We start from the raw sequence: 22,603 nt of genomic DNA, 5'->3' as shown, positions 1-22,603 counted from the left end.
TCCCCGGCGCTACGCCCGGAGCAGCGGTCGGATGAAGCTTGAGAGATCACCGCCTGCAAACAGATGGCCTTCTATCCCGGCGGCGATGGCGGCCTGGACGTCATGCGGTTGGTCTCCGATGAGCAGGCTCCCTTCTATGCGCACCGGCCAGCCCTTGAAGCAATCGAGGATCATGCCCGGCGCAGGCTTGCGTCGGTCGCTGCTGCGACGAAATTCTTCGACGACGCCTTCCTCGTGAAAAGGACAGTACTGAAATTGCTCGATATGGGCACCGACCTCGGCGAGCTGGCAGGCCATCCAGTCATGCAGTCGGTGAACCGCATCGGTCCCGTAGTAGCCGCGCGCAACGCCAGCCTGGTTTGTCACCACGAAGGTCAGATAGCCGCGGTCATTGCATAGCTTGATCGCCTCGCGCGCGCCGGTGATCCATTCGAAGTCCTCGACCTTGTGGACGTAGTTCTTATCGACGTTAAGTACGCCGTCGCGATCGAAGAACACCGCCGGCCGGCACAGCGCTGCTGGCATCTCGACTTGTGCGCGGGCGAAGTCGGTTGGGATTCCGATATCAATAAAGAAGCCGTCGTAGAGCGTAGCGCGCAATTGCTCGCGCGCGACCAGGATTGGGAAGACGCGCTGCTCAAGCGAACATGGTACTTCGTCGATGAGATCAAGAATCCGGCGGTCGACGCAATAGACGCCTGAATTGACCGGACCGTTCGGTTGCGCGCCGGCTGGCAGGAAGCTCCGCACCACGTCGCGTTCGAGCAAAACTCGGCCATAGCGGTCACCGGCTTGGTCACGCTTTAGCGCCATCTGCACAGTGGCTGCGGACCTGGCCGCTTCCACCGCGAGCTCGAGGAGGTTGAAGTCGAAAAAGGAGTCACCATTGAGCAGGAAGAATCGGTCAGCCAGCCGAGGCGCCGCGTGCTTCAGCGCGCCGCCGGTACCGAGCTGGCCTGGTTCCGTAATCACGGAGATCGTCGCCGCCCGCCAGGGCCGGCCGTCATATTGGCCGACCACCTGCTCGGCCCGGTGACCGGCCAGCAGCAGGATGCTCTCGATGCTGCCGTAGCGCGTAAGTTCGTCCAAGATATAGTCGAGGAACGGCCTACCGCCGACCTCCAGCAGCGGCTTCGGCACGGTGCGCGTCCGTTCGCCCAGCCGGGTCCCCAGTCCGCCCACTAGTACGACGGCTTGTTTCAACGCGAAGTCTCCTCGCAGGACGGATGGCCGACTGGGTGCGCTACCGCAGATGGACGATGATCCGGGGCAAGATTGCCGCTTGGCTCGACATGATTGACGATCCTTAGTCCGCGCGGGCGGGGCCCGGCATGCGGACCATGGCGTACAGCAGCAGGACCAGCAACGCGATCGCCCCCGCGAAGATCGCATGTCGGACCGGCCGCGGCGATACCTGGGTGATCGTCACATCCTCGCTGAGCGAAGCCGGATAAGTCTTTGTGGGCCCGATTCGCGCTGCCAGCGCACGCCGTTCTGCCGCTGCGGCGGCCAGCTTTTCCTCGTTTCTCGCCGTCAGATCAAGCAGCCACATCCGCCGAAACGCCAGCGAAGAGGGATCGCCCGATGCGGACGGTGCAGTTGAATCGGCCGTTGCCAGAAATTCTCGAATTCGCGTCAGGCTGGCGACGTTTGTATCGGCCAGAGCGAGCTGGCCGTTGAGTTCTGAAAGCAGAGGATCACGCAGCTTTTCCTGGTCCTGGTTCAACTGGCGTACCGCAGCCTCCACTGCACTGCGGGCCTGCTGCTCGCTCGCCGCTGTTGCGAAGAGCATCAATGAGCCCGATGTTTCGGGTCGTGCGTTGAAGGTGTCCAGGATAAGATTCCGACCACGGTCGCCGCTGCTCTCCGGCAGGTCCGTGGCATCGAGAGCCCTGAGCAGAAACGGCCGGGAATTCATGTGGATAGCCGTCGCCTGCGGTGTCATCAGATCCGCGCCGTCGAGACGAGCGAGGCGAACAGTGGCAGTCGCGTTGTAGGTGGCGGGCAACATTCGACTGACGAAGAATGCGACCAGCATCGCTGCCAGCGTGCCCGACAGAATCGTAATCAACCGCATCCGAACCGAACGACCAAGAAACGTGGACAGCTCGCCAAAATACTCAGCGACTGATATCCGCGCTTGCAATACAGTCATGCTGCGGTCCCCTTTCGTTGTTCGCAAGGCGTCCGCCGGCGTCCGGCGATGCAGACTTGATCAAGCTCCGCCGCCATCTATCCTCCAGAACATACGCGAAAACGGCAGCGGCCAGCTTCACCATAAAAGTGAACTGTATGAAGGAATTGACCATACCCGACGCAAGGAAGATCGTGACCGCATACAAGATCGGGGTCAGGAAAAAGCATGTGGCATAACGCTCCTCGACGATGCAGCGCACCAGCAAGAACATGAATTCAGAAAATAATGTGGCCGAAATGGCAACCAGACAAAAACCTTCGATCGGCCCTCCCAGCTCGAAGAGCACTTCGGGCCAGCCGCCAGTGTAGGCCGATCCCTGCTGGAGGATGAACTGAGCGCGTTCGAGTGGGAGTCCCATCTCCATCAGGAATTGCATGGTCGAGTTGCGATTCGGATTGAAGGGAGCAACAAACAGCTTGAAGGCGGCAATGTTGGTGTTCCAGTCGCCATGCAGAAAGACACGCTCGTACGTCATCCACCACATCTCGCCCTGCTGCACGAGGATGCGCTGCACCAGCTTGGCTTGAACCGCGGCCACCTCGCCGCCCCGAACGACGGCGTACGAATAGGTGAGCGCCGCTCCAACCAGAACAAGAAAACCAAGTCCCGGCAGCCAGAAACTGCGCAACACTTTCACGAAGGATCGTCCGGTCGACTGACGCCCGAGCAGGACGGCTCCCAACGGTATGATGAGGAACGAGAGATACAGATAGAACGATGAAAAGCGATGTCCGACCGCAAACAGATATAGCATCAGGGCGCCGAACAACAGCCCAAACCGGCGGTCCAGCGGCCTGTCGTGGAGAGCGGGAAGCGTCAGCAGAATGCCAAGCTGAAACGCCAGCATTGGCCCCCATTGCAACAGACGTTGATGCAAGGGACCGCCATAAAGTTGAGAATAACTAAACCGCTCGGTCCCCGCGAACAACGGAATGTGTCCTTTCACGAGCAGTTCCACCCAGAGCGCAAGCACGAACAACCCAACAGTGCGAAAAGCCAGATCGGACAAGTCCCATCTTCCGGCCTTAAGCAAGCCAGAGAGCCGGATGACAGATTCGTCCGAGAGCGCGTGCAGCCGTCGCGGTCGAAAGGAGTAGAGCAGTGCTACGATGACCAGCCCCTGGGACGCCGCGAGCGGCAGGACTGCGAGACCGGGACCGATCTGCCGTTCCAGTTGTTCGGAGTAAACCGGACCAAATACATCGATGTAGAGAACCGAGACAAGCCGCCAGGCAAACGCAAAGAAGAAAAAGAACACGATCAGAAGAAGGGCGGGCCGACTTGTCGCGATCCGCCCCATGGCTGCAAGCACAAGGCTGGCGACCACGATACAGATCATTGCCGAAAACAAGCTATCCAAGCTCCACCACCATGGGACGTGCATCTCTTCCCCGTCGATACAAAAGCCCAGGCTATCCCGAGGTCAGTCCGAGTCCCTCAGCGGCTCCCAAGTGTAGAGTAGTCCATCATTATGCAGCGTGGGCGCGAAACTCATGCGCTCCCTCGCGATCACACGAATGCGTCCCTTGCGCTCCAACTCATCGAGCAGCGTCCACAACCGTGTTTGGTAGTCCATGGATCGAATGTAGATGCGACTTGCAATATCTCGTGGATCGGAAAATCCTAACATGTCGATCGCTGGCTCAATGTTGATGACGCGGCCAGGGCGCGCCTTCAGGATATGATCCACGACGTCGGCGACCGCGTAGGGAATCTGCTCGATGCAGAAATAGGTCAAGATCGTCGCATCGGCGAGTTCCACGAAAGCGGGATCGCCGGGGTTAGTCAGGTCGATACGGTTGAAGCTGATCCGATCATCGAGCTTAAAATGGCTGGCAATCTGCCGTCCTGCCTCGATTCCGTTCGGGGCTATGTCGAGCCCGCGCAACCTACTCCAGCGCGGGTCGAGGCCGAGCGAGAACAGATTGTATCCGAAGCCTGCGCCAAGCTCGAGGAGCGAGGTCGCTCCGCCGGCGTGTCGCGAGATCAATTGCGAGAGCGCGCCGAGCCGATACCGATAGTAATCGCAGGTCGAAATACGAACGATCTGGCCATCGACCTTGGCCAAACGCGGTGCTTGGTTTTGACCAACCAGGAACTCCTCGAGCGTCGGCTCTTGCAACCAGGCGCGCTCCGCGAGGATCCGGCCCCATTCGCCGGAATTATATTCCGCGTCCACGACATCGTGCGTGCGCCGCACATTCTTGAATGCCAGACGACGCAGGCTGCGCAACACATCGATCGCGTAGGCCCGCGATAAGTCCAACGGCGACGCGCGCCTCACGTCAGGCTTGAAATCCACAGAAATCCTCATCAGCGAACCGCTGCGCAATATGCGGCGCGACCTCGCGCGCCGGTCAAAGACCCATCACCAGCTTCTCCAACGGCGTCGTGTTCGCCGTCAACGCAAACGGCCGCTGCTTTCCACCTGGATACATGCGTGGGAAGGCAAAGAACGTTGCTGTGTACAGTAGCCGGCCATGCCCGGGCTCCATCCGGCTGCCCATGTGGAGACACTTCGCTGTGTCCACCATGAACGAAGTCAGGCGCGGCGCTCTCATCACCTTGATATCGCTCCGCGAGACCTTCTGGAACACCTGCTCATCCGGAAAATGACTGCGCCGGAGCGGATATCCAAACTTGTCGGTCGATTGGCGCGGTAGGAACGTAAACGGACCGTCGCCATCCTCCTGGACGTCGGTGAGATAGCTAAACAGCTTGATTACGCGTACATCGTCATGGTCGCGGTGCCAAAGCTGCGACGAAGCAAGGCTTTCGCCGGTATGGCGCGAATATGATAGCAGCACATAGTCGAGCCACGGGATTTCTCCCAGCGCGGTCGCAACGACGTTGATTACGGCGGGCTGTAGCGCGTAACGGACGAAGACGTTATCCGCGCTCAGCTTGCCATCCTTCATCTCGGTATCGAGCAGCCGGACCCAGAACTTCTTCCAGGTCGACGTCTGCTTGCTCTCGGATGTGTCGATGTTCTTCAACCTGACAAGCCCCGCCTGGGCGAACTCATCTTGGATAGATGCGTCCATCAATTCTGTAACGATGGCATAACCGTCGCGATTGAGGTCATCCGCCTTGGAGCGCTCGGCCGAAGAGACGCTCAGTGCCTGCGCCTGCCGCCGACGCTCGAGCTTCTCGTTAAGGTGCCACGCACTTACGCCGGTCTTAACTGCGTACCGCAGCGGTGACCGGTTAACGTGCCAAAGCGTTCTGGACATCAATCCCATTTGTCGCATCCGATTTTAGGGCCGAAATGTCTGGTTCACGGCGTCGCGTGGCGCCCCGCGCTCATGATGAATTGGAATAGCAAAAACAACCAGCGCGGGCAAGGAAACCGGCAAGGACCTGGAACCCCCACGAACTCGCATCGTAATCTCGGACCACGGCCCTAACGCGGCGTCATGGCGCGCACGAACCGGCCGAACATTGCGCGGTCGCTCGACGACAGTGCAATGTAGGCGCTCAGCCCCCAGGCCAGGGCACAGCTCACTCCCCCCACGACGACGAGGCGCGCCAGTCCGTCGATCGTAATGAGCAGTTTGCAGAGCAAAACAACGACGGCAAGGATTCCCGCCACCACGATGTGTCGCACAATCTGTTCCCAGAACAGGGATGCACTTAGCTGCATCTCGCGCAACACGTAGTGAGCAACAACCGGCGACACTACGAGATAAGAGATTACCCAGCCGATGATGAACGCCATCTCGTTGTACCAACGCAAGAAGATCAGCGTTGTCAGATATTGGATGAAAACCTGCAGATAGAGAAGCCTGTTATTGACGCGCAGGAATTCGGATCTCACCGCCAGCGCGATCTGGCCGCTATTGACGAGCAGGGTCATCGCTGGAGGCAGCAACCCCAGGGCCAGCCATGGCCACTGGCTAGCATGCTCAGCGCCGACCCAGACCGCCAGAATATCCGAAGAGAACAGCGCGATCACGACCAACACCGGTATGATGATAGCCGCGGGCATGACCACTCCATTGCGCGCCAATATCTGCATCCTGCGCGTGTCCGAGGTCTCGTCGATGTGGCTGGAGATGGGCACAATCGCCGAATAGAGTGGCGCCATCGTCGTTTTCATGAAACGCGGTAAGCGCATCGCAAGGTCGTAGGCTCCGACCTGAGTAGGGCTGTAGAGCGCTCCGATCATGATCGGTATCGCCGTCTGCTGCAGCACGCCGCCAATCCGGCTGTTGAGCATCAGCCAGCAGCGATGAAGCACATCTCGTCGACTCTCGTCGCTCCACATCGCAAGGTGCAACGGCGCTTCTCGCGCGATCGGCACGAGCGCGACGATCAGCACCAGATATTTTGCAACGACCGTTGCAAGATACCAATAGGCGATCCATTCAAAAGCCGCTCCGCGCCAAACCAGTGCGTAGACCGCAACGACATACACCACATTGCTGCCGATCTCGGTCGACCGCAGCCATGCGTAGCGCTCAAGACCCTTGAAGACGCCCTCGACCACGAGACCGAGGAAGGTGATCGGCAGCAACAGCGCGGTCACCCTGAGGATCGCGATGAACGACTGGATTTGATCCGGCGCGACCTTGAACACGGTCGCAATCAGGGAACAGCCAAACCACAGCGCGAGACCTGACGCCAATCCCACGACGGCAGCAATGACGGCGAGCAATGACACCTTTTCGCTTGCAGGCAACCAACCACCGGCTCGGCCGCGCGCCACCGCCTGGGTAGCGATCTCGGAAGCGCCGAAATCAATCAGCGACAACAGGCCCGTCGGCAGGAAAGAACGCACGAGCACAATCAGGCCGAGCACGGCGATTCCGTAGGACCGCGCTATCACGCCAACCGCAAAAAGACCGAGTATGCCAGCCAGCCCAAAGGCGACGGCCGAGATGGCGGTGTTCCGCAGGAAGCGTTGTAGCACGGATCAGTTCGCCTCGGTCAGTTGCAGACTCAGCCCGCTCGCGGTGCGCGTGGTCCGCCGCGAAATGCCAGTCGCGCGTTGTGCCACGAAATTGCGCCCGTCCGCCGACGCCGCATCGATTCTCCCCAGAACCGCGTTTACTACGTCTTGCGCAAATGTCTTGCCACCGCGGCGGTGTTCCGTCTCGGCCGAACCAAGACCGCGGCGCAGCACCGCGCTAGCCTTGTAGCCGAGCGTCCGCCGGACCGCGCCGACTAGAAGACCGCGCGCCGACGGCGGCGGCGTAGATGTCGTGACCCGCACACCGCGCCGCGCAGCGCTAATCGTGCGGAGCACAACGTCCGTTACGCGCGAGGCGCTGGCACCGTCAACGGCGGTATAAAGATCAGTGACGATCCGGCGACGTGCTTCATCGGTTCCGTTGGCAAGTGGCGGAAGTCGATCGTCGAGCCCCCGCTTCACTAGGTCCAGCAGGTCGGCCTCAGACCCCACGCTACGGCTGACGGAGGTCGCTGCCTGCAGACGCAAAGCCGGTGTGTTAAACCACTCCATGCTGAGCGGCTCAACGTTGAGCATAGTGGCCTCGATCGCCGTCGAGCAATTCTGGTGGATCAGCAGGCGAGCGCTGCTGATCCATTCCAGCGATGTTCCGCTCTGCAGCACCTTTGCATTCGGGAGTTTGGCAAAGCCGTCGTAGGATTGCAGGTTTTCGAACGGATGCGGCCGCAGCACGAACTGGATTTCAGGAAAGTGCGTAGCAAGCTTGACCGACGTGTCGAGCACCGCGCGATAGGCTCGCGTGCTGTCAGCGATGAATTCGCGCGCGAAGTCGCGGGTAAAGCCCGCCTGCACCATCGCTTCCTCCTCGTGCGACGAGCCAGTCGAAAACCGCGGATTCACCGTTGGGAAATTGGTGTTGATCAGCACATAACCGGGCGCAACCGGGGGCTTTGGCAGCGCGGCACGCCACGGCGCCGCGCAGAAATCGTAGCGCGGACACCCGGTCGCGTGCAGCAGCTCCGCGGGCACCGTGCCGTGCTTCAGGAACGCCGCGTGCTGGGCCTGTCCCCAGACGCAGTAGAGATCGACAAGCTCGGTGCAGCCCGCACTCTTGACCATCTCCGCGAATTGATCGCTGTTCTTGCCGCCGATGCCCTCAGTGTCGAGCACGCCGACCAAGATGCCGGCACGCTTGTACGATTTGATCAGATCGGCATTGTTGGGACGCGTATAGTTGACAAGCACCAGATCCGGCCGCAGGGCGAGCACGTCAAATCCCTGCTCATACATCGGCACCAGAGTGACCTTTACCCCTCGAGCTGCAAGCTGCCGGCCGAGCAGGACCAATCCCTCAAGATCACGCAAGGGATTGTCAACGATGAGGCAAACATGAGGCTGGTCAGCCACGAGCGTTCCTCGGCAAATGCTGCCGTGCTTGCGTGACGGATTCGTCCGACGACAGGAGATCCCAGCTCATCGGCGTGCCCTTGCGCACTGCGCGTCCGACCCGCTTACCGAGCAGGGTCTCGAAGTATTTTGGCGGCAACCCGAGCCCGGGCCGAATAATCCGCAAATTCCTATCCGTCAGTGCATCGCCCGCCGCAAGATCCTCGGCAACGTACAGAGAGCGGCGGAAGATCAGCGACTTCTTTTCCTTCTCCGTCAGGCCATAGTGGACATCGCCAAGGGCCATCCAGGCGCGCTCAGTTTCGACTACCAGCGCCGCCATCTCCGCAGGCTCCATCGAGAATGTCGAGTCGACCCCGCCGTCGGCGCGGGCGAGCGTGAAATGCTTCTCGATCACGGTCGCGCCCAGCGCGACGCTTGCCACGCCGGCCCCTATCCCAAAGGTGTGGTCCGATAGGCCGACCTCACAATCGAACAACGCACGCATGTGCGGGATGGTCAGCAGGTTGGTGTCGGCGGGCGTGGCCGGGTAGGTGCTAGTACATTTGAGCAGGATCAGGTCCTTGCAGCCGGCCTCCCGCGCCGCACGAACGGCCTCGTCGATATCGGTGACCGTCGCCATGCCGGTCGAGATGATTACAGGCTTGCCGGTGGCAGCGACCTTGCGGATCAGCGGCAGATCGGTGTTCTCGAACGAAGCGATCTTGTAGCAGGGCACGCCGAGTTCTTCGAGGAAATCGACTGCCGTCGCATCGAACGGCGTCGAAAACGGGATCATGCCGAGCGCTCGAGCGCGCTCGAAGATCGGCGCATGCCATTCCCATGGCGTGTAAGCTTCCTGGTAAAGCTTGTACAGCGACGTTCCGCGCCACAGGCTGCTGGGGTTATCGATGAAGAATTCGCCCTCGCCCAGATCGAGGGTCATTGTGTCCGCGGTATAGGTCTGCAGTTTCAGTGCATGTGCGCCGGACTTTGCCGCAGCATCAACGATCGCCAGCGCTCGTTCCAACGACTGATTGTGATTGCCCGACATCTCGGCAATGATGAAAGGCCGATGCAACCTACCGATCAGGCGACCGGCAATGGAGACGCTCCCCGTCATCAATTGCTCCCGAGAGGTCTACGGACACCGGTACCGCGCAATCGACGGCGGCGAGGTTCGCTCATAGGCTCAGACATCGATGATCACCACGTCCATGCCAGCGTTTTGCGCTACTCGGATCGACGGTACGTTGTCGGCATAAACATGCGCGCGCAGGCGCCCAAACTGCGATCTGACCTCGTTCAGCATTAACTTCGCGATACCTTGATTCCGACGCCCCGGCGCGACCGTATAGGATAGGTCCTCGCCATCAATCCGGAATGTGGCCACCGGCTCTTCGTCGAGCTCGAAGATAAAGAGGTTCGGCTGCGCCAAGCCGAGCCGTCGTTCAAGCCAGCCCAAATGGTCACTCCAATCGACCGCGTCCTTGTTCTTAGACATCATCCGCGTCGACTCGTCGTTGCGCCAATCGAACAAAAGCCGAGTATCGTCCTTCGTAGCCGGTCGTATCCGAAAATGGTCCATTGCGCCAACCCCGCCCAACCGCCTGCTCCAAATAGGCCTCAGTCCCACGCTAGTCAACCGAAAGCGGGGCTGGAAGGACGCAATCTCCTATTGAAAAATCAAGAGAAAATCCCCCAGGCGATCCGGCAACGAAGCCCGGCCTATAAGCCTATGAGATGGACCCCAGCGCAGTACCGACACGGTCGCTGCCTTCGCCGTCGACGAGCGCAAACGCCGCTTCGCTCATCGCGCGCATACGTGCGGGCTCCCGCGTCAGGGCCGTCACGGCACGGGCGATGTGTACGCTTCCGACTGAGCCTGCCGAACCCAGATACTCCAGTGCCCCGGCACGGGCCAGCGCCGTCAAGCCACTAACCTGATTGTCGGCGATGTCCATCGCAATCGTCGGCAATCCGAGACAGCATCGCTCCCAATTCATAGTGCCGCCCGCCCCGATCGCCAGGTCGGCGCGTGCCATCAGCTCGGCCATATTGTCTACGCTCCGGTGCAATTCGGTACCTGGCAACTCGCGGCACCGCGCAGAGACCGCATCGACATGCGGATTGCTCGCGCCGATCACGACGTCAATCGTGAGCGCGACCGTCGCAAGCAACTGGATCGCGCCGAGTGCCTTCACGGTCTCGTTCGAAGGGTCGGATCCGCCGAAACACACCAGCACGCGCCGGACTTCTCCGCTGCGCGCTGCAAGCCCCCTGCGGAGTGCAGCAAATGCGGGACGAAGCAGCGCAAAGCGTGGGCCAAGCAAGAGCCTGCAGTTGGCACGCACCAGCCCTTGATAGCGCGTATCCATCTCCGCGACCAGATTTTGGTCAAGCAGCAGATCGCAGTCATGCGGACGATCGGCCATGTCATCGATAGCGAGGATGCGCGGAACCCCTGCGCGCAGCATGTGCTCCCAGCGCGCATCGAGACCGTAGTGGTCGACGACGAGCCATTGAGCCGGGCCGATCTCGCCGATCATCTCCAGCGTTTGCTGCGCGTCGTACTGCCATGTTGTTGGCAACCATGACGTGACCGCCGCAGGGTGCTCTGGATCCGGCAACAACCTGACTGCATGCCCGTTGGCCTCAATCAGCGAGGCCAGCCCCGCAGCATGACTTCGGATCAGGAAAATCGAGCTGGTTCCCTTCTGAGCCAACGCATTGGCGAGGCTGACGCAGCGCGCAAGATGGCCCATCCCCATCGCGACCGAGGCATCGACGCGAATTATGACCCGCTGCACGGCGTTCATCGAATCAATCCGGCGACCTTCCGGAAACTACGCATTTCGCGGGAATTCGACACGTTCCGATGGTTGTAGTATCCGCCAACATGGGCTATTGGCCGCTCGCCCCCAAGTCCACAACCATTACGCTCGAACGGATCGTCGCGAACCTGCTACACTGTATATTTCGGGACACCACAAGGCAACTTCCCACCCCCAACATGTCCGCCGACGAAACCATCCTGATCACGACGCTGGCCCAATATCAGACCCGGTTCTGGATCCCGGTCGCGCAGCGGTTGCGCAGCGCTGGTCGCGAGGTACAATTGCTCGCGTTCGACGATCGCAGCTCCGAGATGGCCCAGGCGCACGGAATTGCCGTCGTCAATATGTACCGGAGTGGGCTTGCCGGCGGGCCGCCGGTCGATGACCGCAAGGCGTTCGATGCGCGAATCGCAGCCTACGGGCTCAGCGGAAGCAATTTCCTGTTCAGCCACGAGCGCTTTACCTTCGGCCTTCGCGACACCGCTGCCTTGCGACGCCGTTTTATGATCTACGCCAACGCGATGGAGCAGTTGCTGGACCAACTGGCAGCGCGGTCGCAAGCGGCTGTGTTGGTACAGGAGCTCGGCGGCTTCCTGTCGGTAATCGCCGCATTCTACGCGGCAAGGAGGCGCGGCATCCGCAACTGGTTCATCGAGCCGTCATTCTTTCGCGGCCGGCTCTACTATACGCTGGACAGTCTGTCGGCGCCGGATACCATGGCAACGCCGGCGGACGCCGTGTCACCCGAAGTGCGTGCCTATCTCAACGAGACGCTGAACCAGCGGGCCATCGTTATCCCACAGAAGGACCGGCACCAATATTCGGCCGCCTTCAAGAAGGTGGCAAATCTGCGCAATTCAAAGCGCCTGGCTGAAAAGCTCTGGGACCAATATGCACTCGGAAAGCACCAGGAATTCGGCCACAATCTTCGGCACGCAAGCGTGCATGCCGCGATGGCACTCAACGCGACGCGATTGAAGAAGCTTTACCGGCCGATGCCGGAGGCGCGGTTCGTTTATTATCCGCTGCACGTTCCCGCCGATATGGCGCTGACACTACGCTCACCGGAATATCTCGACCAGATCGCGACCATCGATTTCCTGCTCCGGACGATCCCGGACACACACTTACTGGTGGTGAAGGAACATCCTGCGCAGATCGGCGCCATCTCATCGCGCCGCCTCTTCGAGTTGGCACGACGCTTCGACAATTTCGTACTGCTACCGCCGCAGACCAACAATTACGCGGTGCTTGCCCGCGCCGACGCGGTGGTTTCGGTCAACAGCAAGTCCGGAGCCGAAGGGGTGCTGCTCGGCCGGCCGGTCGTCGTGATGGGTGACGCGTTCTACCGCAACTGCCCGCTGGTCTTCACGGCGGATAGGCTGAAGGACGTGCCGCAACGCCTGCGCGACGCGCTCGCTGCCCCGCCGTTCGATCCAGCGACAGCCGCGCCCTATTTCGAGACGGCGTGGCGGAAATCGGTTCCCGGCGAACTCTATATCGATGATCCGCGGCAGCTCGACGTCTTTGCCGCGACGCTTGCGTCCGCGATCACACCAACGTCGGCCAGGAGTTGAAGGCCTCGTCATGCCGCTTGTGTCCATCATCACCCCGTCCTGGAACGTCGGAGGATTGATTGGCGAGACCATCGCGTCGGTGCAGGCGCAAACCATACGCGATTGGGAATTTCTGATCGCCGACGACTGCTCGACCGATAGGACACCGGCTATCGTGGAGCAGCATGCCGCGTCCGATCCACGCATCAAGCTGATTCGGCAGCCGCGCAACGGTGGCCCAGCGCTGGCGCGCCAGGCAGCGATCAACCATGCGCAAGGCCGCTTCCTCGCCTTTCTGGATAGCGATGATCTGTGGCTGCCGCAAAAGCTCGAACGCCAGATCGCCTTCGCGAAGGAAAAGCCCGCCGCGATCAGTTATACGGCCTATCGCCGCATCAACGAGGCCGGGTCCCTCACTGGCCGGCTTATCACCGTACCGGAACAACTATCCTACGAAGAACTTCTGAAGAACACCTCGATTGCGACGTTGACGGCGATGGTCGACCGTGAGGTCGCGGGTCCGGTCGCGATGAAGAACGAGCCATATGACGATTTTTGTCTCTGGCTCAGCATTCTCAGGCGCGGCCACGTTGCCCGCGGGCTGAACGAGGATCTCGCCCGATATCGCGTCCGGGGCTTTTCGGTGTCGAGCCAGCGGCTTCGCTCCGCCGGCTGGGTTTGGCACATCTACCGCAATGTCGAGCGCTTGCCGCTGGGCAAGTCTGGATGGTGTTTCGCCCATTGGGCAGCGCGGGCCTGGTGGCGACGCCGCGAGTTTTGAGACAGTTACGTCGGATTTTCCGGGTGATGGTATTATATTACTATTGTCCGGTATATCCGTTGGCTAACTTTGCACGATACCACTCCCCTCTGCGCTCGCGCGCGGCAATCATCTCAACAGCTAAACAGACGGACTGGACGACCAATGGCGTTTGAGCATTACAAGACCAGAAGGATTCTCGTCACCGGCGGTGCGGGCTTCATCGGATCGCATCTCTGCGAACGCTTGCTCGCTGAGGGTGCCGAAGTGGTGTCGGTAGACAACTACTTCACGGGCAGCCGCCGCAACATTGCGCATTTGTTGCAGAACCCCCTGTTCGAGGCCGTCCGGCACGACGTGACCTTTCCGCTGTATGTTGAGGTGGACGCGATCTTCAACCTGGCCTGCCCGGCCTCACCGATCCACTATCAGCGCGACCCCGTGCAGACCACCAAAACCAGCGTCCATGGCGCGATCAACATGCTGGGCCTCGCCAAGCGGCTCAAGGCGCGGATCTTCCAGGCATCAACCAGCGAGGTCTACGGCGACCCGCTGATCCATCCGCAGACTGAAGACTACTGGGGCAATGTAAACCCGGTCGGTATCCGCTCCTGCTACGATGAAGGTAAGCGCTGCGCCGAGACACTGTTCTTCGACTATTGGCGCCAGCACGGGCTACCGATTAAGGTCGCACGCATCTTCAACACCTACGGACCGCGCATGCAGCCCGATGACGGCCGCGTGGTGTCGTCGTTCATCGTACAGGCGCTCAAGGGCGATCCTATCACAGTGTTCGGCGACGGTGGGCAAACCCGTTCGTTCTGCTATGTAGACGACCTCGTTGAGGCCATCACCCGGCTGATGCTGACCGACGATGACTGTACCGGCCCGATCAACCTTGGCAACAGTTCGGAATTCACCATCCTCGAATTGGCGGAAAAAGTCATCAAACTTACCAATTCACGCTCGAAGCTGATCTTCGAGCCGCTGCCGCAGGACGATCCGCGGCAACGCCAGCCGGACCTCGCGAAAGCCAAGGCCGTGCTCGACTGGCAGCCAAGGGTCGCGCTCGATGAGGGACTGAAGGAGACGATCGCCTACTTCAAGCGTCTGTTCGCGGCGTAACCTAATGGCCACGGGATCGCCCATCACGATGTCAAATCCGGCCTACACGGTCGAAACCACTCCTCCGTATGCGCCCTACCGTGCGGGCCTTCTTGCTCTGATCCCGCTCCATGTCGTGGTGTGCTGTGTGTCGCTTGTCAAAGTGGCAAACTATCAGGTCTATATTCTCTACGATCCGAAGCATCTCTCTTATGCTATCGTCGTCACGGCGGCGTTCTCCGTGGCGGCGATCCTCTTCGCGACAGTGCGCTTTAGCCTCGGCTACTTTGTCGGCTTCTATCTCTACTCGATGATCCTGGGATTCCTTTGGATCAACAGCTTCAGCAAGTTCAACTACAACCTCAGACTGGCAGCCCTGTCAGCCGCGGTCTCGGCAATCACGTTCCTCCTCCCCGCGCTGCTGATCAACGCACCCGCGAAACAGGTCTTCATACTGTCGCACCAAAAGTTCCTGCGTCTCCTCGATCTGATACTACTGGTCACGGTCGGGACTTTCGCAGCCGCCTCGATCTACCATTTCAAACTCGTATGGCTCGACCGCATGTACGAGTTTCGCGAACAGCTGCAATATCCCGCGGTGATACGCTACCTGATCGGGATCGTTCCCAACTCCCTGTTGCCGTTGGCGTTCGCCTCCTACCTGGCGCTGAGGTCCTACCGGAAGGCCGCCATCGCAATACTGCTATTTCCATTGTTCTATCCGATCACATTGGGCAAGCTTGCGTTCTTCTCGCCCGGATGGGTAGTTGCAATGTGGGCGGCTTCAAGAGTGTTTGAGGCGCGGACCGCCGCCATCCTCTCTCTCTTGCTGCCCATCACCATCGGGGTGATCTTTGTCGGCATCACGACGAGCGGCCCCCTGTTCACTTATTTCGATATGGTCAATGTCCGCATGGTCACGATACCGTCGTCGGCCCTCGACATCTATAACGATTTCTTCGCGTCCCATCCCTTGACGCACTTTTGCCAGATATCCATCGTCAAGACGTTTCTGACCTGTCCTTACCAGCAACCGCTGGCGGTCATTATGCGGGAGGAATACGGCTGGGGAAATCTTAACGCCTCACTGTTCGCGACCGAAGGCATCGCGTCCGTCGGCCTCTATCTCGCGCCCGTCGCGGCGCTCGCCTGTGGGTTGATCGTCGCGATCGGCAACAAGGCTTCGGCTGGCTTGCCGCCCGACTTTGTCCTGATTTCGTCGTCGATCCTGCCGCAGATTTTCCTCAACGTGCCACTGACCGTTGCCATGCTCACCCACGGCACGGCATTGCTGTTCCTGATCTGGTACATTATGCCGCGCTCAATCTTCGACCGTGATCTGGACGCCCGCTGACCATCACGCAGCGCCCGACATCTATCGCGCCGGCTTCGAATGCGCGGCAACGCGTGCAAGCTGGATGAAGTCCGTCACGAACGCCCTGACTCGTTCATCGTGCCCCGCCTGAAGGTGGCGCGCCGCTACGGAGCCGGCGTCCGCCATGACATCACTCATGTGATCGGCCAGAGCTCCGGCATCGTCGACGGCGAAATATCGCGCGGCCTCTTCAGTTTGCTCGCGATGGACGTCAATGTCGGACAGGATCATTGGAACGCCGAATGACTTGGCCTCTTCCACGGTCGTGCTCCATCCTTCGCATTTCGACGGATTGATGAGCGCCGCCGACGTTCGCAACAACGCATAGACATGATCCAGCGGGATCATTCCGAGGTGGCGAAAGCTCGATTCGAGGCCTTGCGCTGCGACGCGCCTCATTGTGTCCTCGAAATAGTCAGGCTCGCGCGGATCATGGGTACTGCCCGAGGCGGCCACCACGACATCGACACCACGCCGCTTGAGCAGACCAAGCGCCTCGATCACCAACTGGTGGTTCTTGTGCCTCCAGAACTGATTTGGAAGGTAGAGAAAATGTTGCGGCAATCCATAGCGCGAGATCACATCAAGCGGATCAGTTGTGAGCAAGCTCGACGGAGGTTCGGTCGCGAAGCGCACGACGGAGACGCCGTTCGCTACGCCAGGATAGAAGCGCTTGAGGTCTTCGAGTGCACTTGCGCTGCTCAGCATGATGTGACGGCCTGAGGCGATCTGGATCCGGAATCCGAGTTCGCGCTGCCAATAGGCACGCCTGGAGAAGAGGTTCGGCAGAAGCCGGTGCTGAAAGTCAGGAAACCACGCAATGGCCGGAAAGGGCAGCCGCCGTCCAAAGAAGCGTGCCGATTCGAACACGATGTCGATCTCGCGCGCACAGAACTGCGCGGCGGCGGGACCGTCTATTCCGAGCGCGAGCGCACCCAGAAGGCCGCGGCCTGTTCGATCAAATGCCGGCGACTGAAAGACCTCGACACCGGGGATTTGAGCGAGTGCCGCGATCTCGGCGGCATCATCGTTCATGCCGGCGAAAAGCACAGGCCGGACCTCACCCGGATGGTATCGATTCAACACCTCGAAGAGGTTGCGTTGATAGTTGTATCCTCCGGCCCACGCGCGCCGGGAAATATGGGTGAATGCGACGCGCAGTGGCTCTGGCTCAGCCACCCGCTTGCCCCTGGAACCACGCCACATAATCGGCAAGACCGCGGTCGAGCGGAATCCGCCAATCGAAGCCGGCGCGGCGCAGGCTCGCATCGTCGGCCAGCAGGCTGACGGGATCGCCGGGCCGGCTGACGCCGGAATATCGCACAACGGTGTCAGTACCCCACTGTTGGATGAGGCCGGTCGCGATGTCGGCGACGCTCGTCCCCCGTCCCGAACCACCGTTGATGATGCGGGATGAAGCCTGCGTCGACGGCGCCGCGAAGCTGGCCAGCAACCTCGCAACATCGCGAACATCGATCCAGTCGCGGATCTCACCGCCAGTTCCACCGAGAGTCAGCACGTCCGGTTGCGCCTTCAGCCGCGAGCAGATGTCCCAGAGTAGCTGCTTGCGCAGGTCCGGGCCATAGACCGAGAACAGCCGCACGATGCTGCAATGCAGGCCGAACGATCGCGTGTAGCTCTGGCACAACTGTTCCATCATCATTTTGTGCTGGCCGTAGGGCGACATCGGTGCCAGGACGGCGTCTTCAGGGATCGGACCGGCATGGTCAGCCCCGTAGACGGCCGCGCTCGATGCCGCGATCAAGGCGCACTCCGGTGCGGACCCGCGCAGCCATTCCAGCAGCCGGGCCGTACTCGCAACAGTGCGGGAAAAGTCCTCGAAGGGCCGCTCGATCGACAAGCCGACGGACGATCCGCCGGCGAGATGAAAGACCTGCGCAGGCAACCCGTGCGCCACCGAGAGCGCATTCAGATTGGCCGCATCGATCTCGCCGTTGATCCAGGTCCGCAGGCCGAGGCGACGCGCTTCCGCTTCATCGATTGCGCCATGACCGACGCCATGGACCGCATGGCCCGCCCCCGCCAGTTCCCGGACGAGATAGCGGCCAATGAATCCGTTCGCGCCTGTGACCCAGATGATCATGCCGTTGGTCCAGCCAAGCTAACTTTCAAGGATCGACTTTACCAGACGCGCGGGGTTTCCGGCGACAACCGTGTCTTCAGCAACATCCGCCGTGACAACCGCACCAGCCGCCACAATTGCACGGGCGCCGATCTGAACGCCTCGCATCAGGAATGCGCCGGCTCCGATCCAGGCATCGTCGTTGATCGTGACAGGACGCTCATCCAGATCCAATTGACGCGGATGGCCCTTGGTAAACATCTCCTGAATCTGCCGGTGACGCGCCACATGGTCCACCGGATGGGTCAGATTGTCGAAGACGTTCACATCATGCGCGATCAGCACCCTGTCGCCGATCCGCACCGATCCAGCGGACCAGATCCGCGAATTCTCCCCGACATAACACCACGAGCCGATTTCGATCCGTCCGCCATGTGCGAACGTCAAGAGCTCTCCGCGAATAATGCTGTTCGCACCAATGACGATGCAGTCGCTGTCACCGCGAATATTGCGGATCCGCGCCGTCGGCATCAGCCGTGCGCGCGCCCCCAGGCGACAGGTCGCGCGCCCCACCACCCGCTGCAGCCAGTAATCGAGATTCATCTGATCAACTCGATGCAGGCAATGGCGCGCGCGCAACCAGCCCTGTCGTCGAGCCGGCCGCGACCGCTATGCGGGTCAAATGCAGTTGCGTTGACAACATCGGCCTCCGACGCGCGCCGCCAGCCCGCCTTCCCATAGCCGAAGAATTCCAGCTCAAAGGACGACGGCGCAAATGCATCGATCAAGGTTCGGATCATGTCCCAGTCGAAGACCTGAAACCAGTCGAAATTCTCATACCGCCCATATGGCACGGTGATCAGGCAACGTCCGCCGGGGGCGATGATGCGCCGGAACTCGCGCATCGCATCAACAAAGCCATGCCTGTTGGCTTCTGACTTCGTGGGATCGTCGGTGTAGAGCATCGTGTTGTCGAGCCCGACATGCTCCAGGGTCGATATACTGATGATGGTGTCGAAGGCACCATCTTCGAACCTCGTCTTGCGAAAATCCCCGAAAACATAGGAGTAGCCCTGATACCAATAGCAGCGCTTTTCCGGCGCCAACGTCATGATGGTCAGGTCCGCCTTGCGCAGTGGATCTCGGCCAAGGATATACTCATGATTCAGCGTCGAGCCGGCATCAAGCATTCGCCCCAGCGCGACGCCGTCGCGGCACAGCCGCTCGAACAGCCATGGATATTCGACGACCCTTTCATCGATTCCGATGCCGAACCCGTCAGGCAGCGGACGCCCCGGTTGAACCGCGGCGGTGTCGATCGCGGTCTGAATGCTTGACTTCTTCCGCGTATAGTAGCCGAGCGACCAGGGCTGACGCCCTCGCAGCGCATAGACAGGCAGCGCAACCGCGTCAGCGATCTCCTTGATCCTGAAAACCAGACCGTCAACGTGCATGCCTGCTCCTAGAGGCGCTCCAAGAGCTTTTCAAATAGAGCCCACTGGCGCTCTTTGCCATACAAATCTCCGACCACTCGCCGCCCCCGCTCGGCTCTCAGCTTGATTTCGTCCCACTCGCGCAGGCAATTCTCGATCCGAGTGAGGCAGTCATCGCCTGTCTCGTAGATCGCGATCGTGTGCTCGGGGTCCATCCCCTCCGGATATCTGCCGGAATCCGACAGCAGCAGCGCGCCACAGCCCATCGCCTCGAAGCAGCGCATGTTGCCACGATCGCTCCCTGCCATGTCGATCGCACCATTGAGCACGATCTTCGCCGAGCCGAACAGCGCGTAGAGTTCGCGCCCGAACACCGGGGGCCTCGCGATGCCGGCGATGGCATCGGGGCGCCTGTGTTTTCCCAGCGGCAACAATCGGCCGATCGCGCTCTCGGCAAGCCGCGTCAGCCGTGACGCGTCGAGGCAGAAGACGATGTCGTGCTTTGCCGCCAGAGCTGCCACCTGCTCGAGGGTCCGGCCGCGCGCGCTGTGATGCCGCGAATAGCCGCCGACGAAAGCGACGTCGATCGGCCGCTCGCCGTGGCCGTATTCGTCCATCACAGGATCGACCGCGGGGAAGAACAATTCGGCGCGGCAGCCCTTGGCTCGCCAGGACTCCAGGATCGATGGGAAGTTGCCGAGCACCGCGCCATAGGCGGAGAGATCGGCGCTGCCCGACGGAGCGGCCCGCCAGCAGAGCGTGGTCTTCACGCAGCCGGGCAGCTTGGCGACGAACGCGCTCGGGTAACGCACCGGATCGAGATTGTAGAACACCTCCGTTCCGTGGTGCTCGATCTGCGCGAGCAGGATCGCTTCAAGCGCCGGCGTCCCAGGCATCCCTTGCGCGCGCGCCCACTGGCGCTGCAGCACCTCATCGTCGCCATTGGTGAAGAAGGCGTCTGGTGCACCGTCCAGCACCGGTTTGAGGATGTGCGGCGCGCCGAAGCGATCGTGCAGAAACACCTCACGCCGTGCCTCGAAGTGTGACGCGTGCTGCGCGAGCTGGTTGAGGCGCGGCAGATAGGATGGGTAAATGCCGCTATTCTGAAACAAGCGCATCGGTTACACGTACCTGGCCAACATCCATTTCATGTTCAGATACGGCCAGATCCGGCCGACCGTCTCCCAGTCCCAACTTTGCGCCGCAGTCAAGCGTTCGACAGTCTGGCGAAGCGGCGCTTCGTCGACGATTGCGGCAAACGCCGGGACGTCGCGATCGAGCAAATCCTTGGTCCAGCCGGATAGTGGCCCGTTCAGCCATTCCGGCATCGGCGAGTTGAAACCGACCTTGCGGCGCGCGGTACGAATGCTCTCCGGCATCAGATTCGCCATCGCCTGCCGCGCCACCACCTTGGTGTAGCCGTCGGACGACTTGCTGGTTTCCGGCAACGCCATCGTATAGCTCACCAACCGCCAGTCCATGAACGGCATCCGGACCTCGATCCCGTGTGCCATCGACAGCCGGTCGAAGTTGCGCAGGATGGTGGGCAGCGTGGTCGAGTGAAACATGCGATAGAGCCGCCGGTTCAAGGCGCCCCATTCGCGCGGCAACTCATCATCTTCACCGACCAGCGGAAGTGGCGCGGGAATGTTCGACAGGCCGCCGCGCAGGAAATAGTGCCCCTGCCGCTTGATCATCTGCGCCCGCAGGACATCGACGCCGCGCTGTGCCAACGGCAATCGCGAGGTGAGCGCGGCCGCCGCGTTCCGAATTCGGAATGCAGCGGATTGGCCCTCCTGCAGGTAGGCGCCCATCAATTCATCCGCGCCATGACCGTCGAGCGACACCGTGACGTTTTGGCGGCGCAGCTCGCGATAGATCAGCCACGCAGCGCTCGGCAGGCTGATATAGACGTCGTCATTGCCGTCGAGGATCCGGTCGATGTCGGCGAGCGCATCGCACCGCCCGATCTCGAGGAAGGTTGGCTTGACCTCCGCCCAGGCGGCGGCTTCCTCGGCCATCGGTCGCTCGTCATTGATCGCGCCGGGAAATGTCGCGACGAAGGCGTGACGCCAGGCAGTGCTGTCACGCGGCCCCATCCCGGCCTTCTCATGGGCCGCCATGGCGCAGATCACCGCCGACGAATCGAAGCCGCCGGACAGGCACGTGCCGATCGGAACGTCGCTGCGCATCCGCAATGCCACGGAATCCTGAAACAGCTCGCGAAAGCGCGCCACCCGGTCAGCTTCGCTGGTCGGTATCTCCGGCAGATGATCGACGGTCCGCCACCAGCGGCGCAGCTCGATGCGCCCTTGCCGCAACCACATGCAGTGGCCGCCCTGCAGGCGGCGCAATTGGCGAAACAAGGTCCGCTCGCTGCCTTCGATCCCGAACGGATCGAGCAGCAACCGCCGCGCCACATCGGTATCGATCGTTGCCTCGACCAGGCCGCTGCGCGCCAGCGCCCGCTGTTCGGACGCGAACACGAAGCGCTCGGACGTCAGTGCATAGAGCAACGGCTTGATGCCGAAGCGGTCACGCGCCAGGAACAATTCGTCCGTGGTCGTATCGTAGATCGCGACCGCCCACATGCCGTTGAAGCGCGGCAGCATGTCCTCGCCCCAGGCCTGCCAGGCGGCAAGGATCACTTCGGTATCGGACTGGCTGCGGAAGACCGCGCCTTTCGCCTCGAGCTCGCGCCGCAGTTCCAGGAAGTTGTAGATCTCGCCATTGTAAACGATGACGTGGCGTCCACCGCCGGACACCATCGGTTGATGGCCCCCCTCGCCCGGATCGATGATCGCGAGCCGGCGGTGACCAAGCGCGAGATTGCGCCTGGCGTTGAACCAGGTGCCCTCGCCGAACGGACCGCGATGCGCGATCAAGCTTGTCAGCCGCGAGAGCTCGGCGGGCTGCACGGGATCGCCGCGAAGATTGACGATGCCTGTGATACCGCACAT

The 22,603-nt window shown here is 61.0% G+C and carries 20 protein-coding genes; 4 read left to right on the top strand and 16 right to left on the bottom strand.

Annotated features, from left to right (window positions below):
- Positions 1 to 9: 9 nt before the first annotated feature.
- From P6U25_RS12345 to pseG, 10 genes are all read right to left on the bottom strand, one after another.
- A complete protein-coding gene (locus P6U25_RS12345) occupies positions 10 to 1,203 on the bottom strand; it encodes an HAD-IIIA family hydrolase (RefSeq protein WP_407151439.1) in 1,194 nt (397 codons plus the stop codon).
- A gap of 103 nt (positions 1,204 to 1,306) precedes the next feature.
- Entirely contained in the window at positions 1,307 to 2,155 is an 849-nt protein-coding gene (locus tag P6U25_RS12340) for a hypothetical protein (protein WP_407151438.1), read from the bottom strand.
- On the bottom strand, positions 2,121 to 3,557 hold the full coding sequence (locus P6U25_RS12335; protein WP_407151437.1) for a DUF6418 domain-containing protein: 1,437 nt from the start codon (positions 3,555 to 3,557) through the stop codon (positions 2,121 to 2,123). Before P6U25_RS12335 ends, P6U25_RS12340 begins: the two co-directional genes overlap by 35 nt.
- Before the next feature lie 63 nt (positions 3,558 to 3,620).
- Complete coding sequence (locus P6U25_RS12330) at positions 3,621 to 4,529, bottom strand: class I SAM-dependent methyltransferase (RefSeq protein ID WP_407151436.1); 909 nt, start codon at positions 4,527 to 4,529, stop codon at positions 3,621 to 3,623.
- Positions 4,530 to 4,554: 25 nt separating this feature from the next.
- On the bottom strand, positions 4,555 to 5,439 hold the full coding sequence (locus P6U25_RS12325; RefSeq protein ID WP_407151435.1) for a hypothetical protein: 885 nt from the start codon (positions 5,437 to 5,439) through the stop codon (positions 4,555 to 4,557).
- A gap of 161 nt (positions 5,440 to 5,600) precedes the next feature.
- A complete protein-coding gene (locus P6U25_RS12320; protein ID WP_407151434.1) occupies positions 5,601 to 7,109 on the bottom strand; it encodes a lipopolysaccharide biosynthesis protein in 1,509 nt (502 codons plus the stop codon).
- 3 nt (positions 7,110 to 7,112) lie between these two features.
- The gene (locus tag P6U25_RS12315; protein WP_407151433.1) at positions 7,113 to 8,516 is read right to left on the bottom strand and encodes a surface carbohydrate biosynthesis protein; all 1,404 of its coding nucleotides are present in this window, start codon (positions 8,514 to 8,516) and stop codon (positions 7,113 to 7,115) included.
- Positions 8,509 to 9,618, bottom strand: coding sequence for a pseudaminic acid synthase (gene pseI, locus P6U25_RS12310; RefSeq protein WP_407151432.1), 1,110 nt, complete (start codon positions 9,616 to 9,618; stop codon positions 8,509 to 8,511). The genes P6U25_RS12315 and pseI overlap by 8 nt, the downstream gene beginning before the upstream one ends.
- A 69-nt stretch (positions 9,619 to 9,687) precedes the next feature.
- A complete protein-coding gene (locus tag P6U25_RS12305) occupies positions 9,688 to 10,083 on the bottom strand; it encodes a GNAT family N-acetyltransferase (protein ID WP_407151431.1) in 396 nt (131 codons plus the stop codon).
- 148 nt (positions 10,084 to 10,231) lie between these two features.
- Positions 10,232 to 11,314 (bottom strand): UDP-2,4-diacetamido-2,4,6-trideoxy-beta-L-altropyranose hydrolase, encoded by a 1,083-nt coding sequence (gene pseG, locus P6U25_RS12300; protein WP_407151430.1) that lies wholly within the window; start codon positions 11,312 to 11,314, stop codon positions 10,232 to 10,234.
- 59 nt (positions 11,315 to 11,373) lie between these two features.
- Between pseG and P6U25_RS12295 the strand changes: the two genes are divergently transcribed.
- The 4 genes from P6U25_RS12295 (at position 11,374) to P6U25_RS12280 (ending at position 16,106) form a co-directional block, all read left to right on the top strand.
- Positions 11,374 to 12,909, top strand: coding sequence for a capsule biosynthesis protein (locus P6U25_RS12295; protein ID WP_407151429.1), 1,536 nt, complete (start codon positions 11,374 to 11,376; stop codon positions 12,907 to 12,909).
- Complete coding sequence (locus tag P6U25_RS12290) at positions 12,836 to 13,669, top strand: glycosyltransferase family 2 protein (RefSeq protein WP_407151428.1); 834 nt, start codon at positions 12,836 to 12,838, stop codon at positions 13,667 to 13,669. Before P6U25_RS12295 ends, P6U25_RS12290 begins: the two co-directional genes overlap by 74 nt.
- Before the next feature lie 144 nt (positions 13,670 to 13,813).
- A complete protein-coding gene (locus tag P6U25_RS12285; protein ID WP_407152505.1) occupies positions 13,814 to 14,773 on the top strand; it encodes a UDP-glucuronic acid decarboxylase family protein in 960 nt (319 codons plus the stop codon).
- 4 nt (positions 14,774 to 14,777) lie between these two features.
- Positions 14,778 to 16,106: a hypothetical protein gene (locus P6U25_RS12280; protein WP_407151427.1), complete on the top strand. Its 1,329-nt coding sequence runs from the start codon at positions 14,778 to 14,780 to the stop codon at positions 16,104 to 16,106.
- Positions 16,107 to 16,127: 21 nt separating this feature from the next.
- On the opposite strand, the gene P6U25_RS12275 is transcribed toward P6U25_RS12280, so the two are convergent.
- From P6U25_RS12275 to asnB, 6 genes are read right to left on the bottom strand one after another with little or no spacing between them, the layout of a single operon-like run.
- A complete protein-coding gene (locus tag P6U25_RS12275) occupies positions 16,128 to 17,333 on the bottom strand; it encodes a glycosyltransferase family 4 protein (RefSeq protein ID WP_407152504.1) in 1,206 nt (401 codons plus the stop codon).
- Positions 17,299 to 18,231, bottom strand: a complete 933-nt coding sequence (locus tag P6U25_RS12270) for an NAD-dependent epimerase/dehydratase family protein (RefSeq protein ID WP_407151426.1) — start codon at positions 18,229 to 18,231, stop codon at positions 17,299 to 17,301. Before P6U25_RS12270 ends, P6U25_RS12275 begins: the two co-directional genes overlap by 35 nt.
- Positions 18,232 to 18,249: 18 nt before the next feature.
- Positions 18,250 to 18,813, bottom strand: coding sequence for an acyltransferase (locus P6U25_RS12265; RefSeq protein WP_407151425.1), 564 nt, complete (start codon positions 18,811 to 18,813; stop codon positions 18,250 to 18,252).
- A complete protein-coding gene (locus tag P6U25_RS12260; protein ID WP_407151424.1) occupies positions 18,810 to 19,664 on the bottom strand; it encodes a methyltransferase domain-containing protein in 855 nt (284 codons plus the stop codon). The genes P6U25_RS12265 and P6U25_RS12260 overlap by 4 nt, the downstream gene beginning before the upstream one ends.
- A gap of 8 nt (positions 19,665 to 19,672) precedes the next feature.
- A complete protein-coding gene (locus P6U25_RS12255) occupies positions 19,673 to 20,761 on the bottom strand; it encodes a glycosyltransferase (RefSeq protein ID WP_407151423.1) in 1,089 nt (362 codons plus the stop codon).
- A 3-nt stretch (positions 20,762 to 20,764) separates the two neighbouring features.
- Positions 20,765 to 22,603: an asparagine synthase (glutamine-hydrolyzing) gene (gene asnB / locus P6U25_RS12250; protein WP_407151422.1), complete on the bottom strand. Its 1,839-nt coding sequence runs from the start codon at positions 22,601 to 22,603 to the stop codon at positions 20,765 to 20,767.

Origin of the sequence: Bradyrhizobium sp. ORS 86, from assembly GCF_045571475.1 — a bacterium.
Taxonomy (GTDB): domain Bacteria; phylum Pseudomonadota; class Alphaproteobacteria; order Rhizobiales; family Xanthobacteraceae; genus Bradyrhizobium.
The sequence above is the reverse complement of the archived record's forward strand: the minus strand, read 5'-3'. Positions and strand labels throughout refer to the sequence as shown.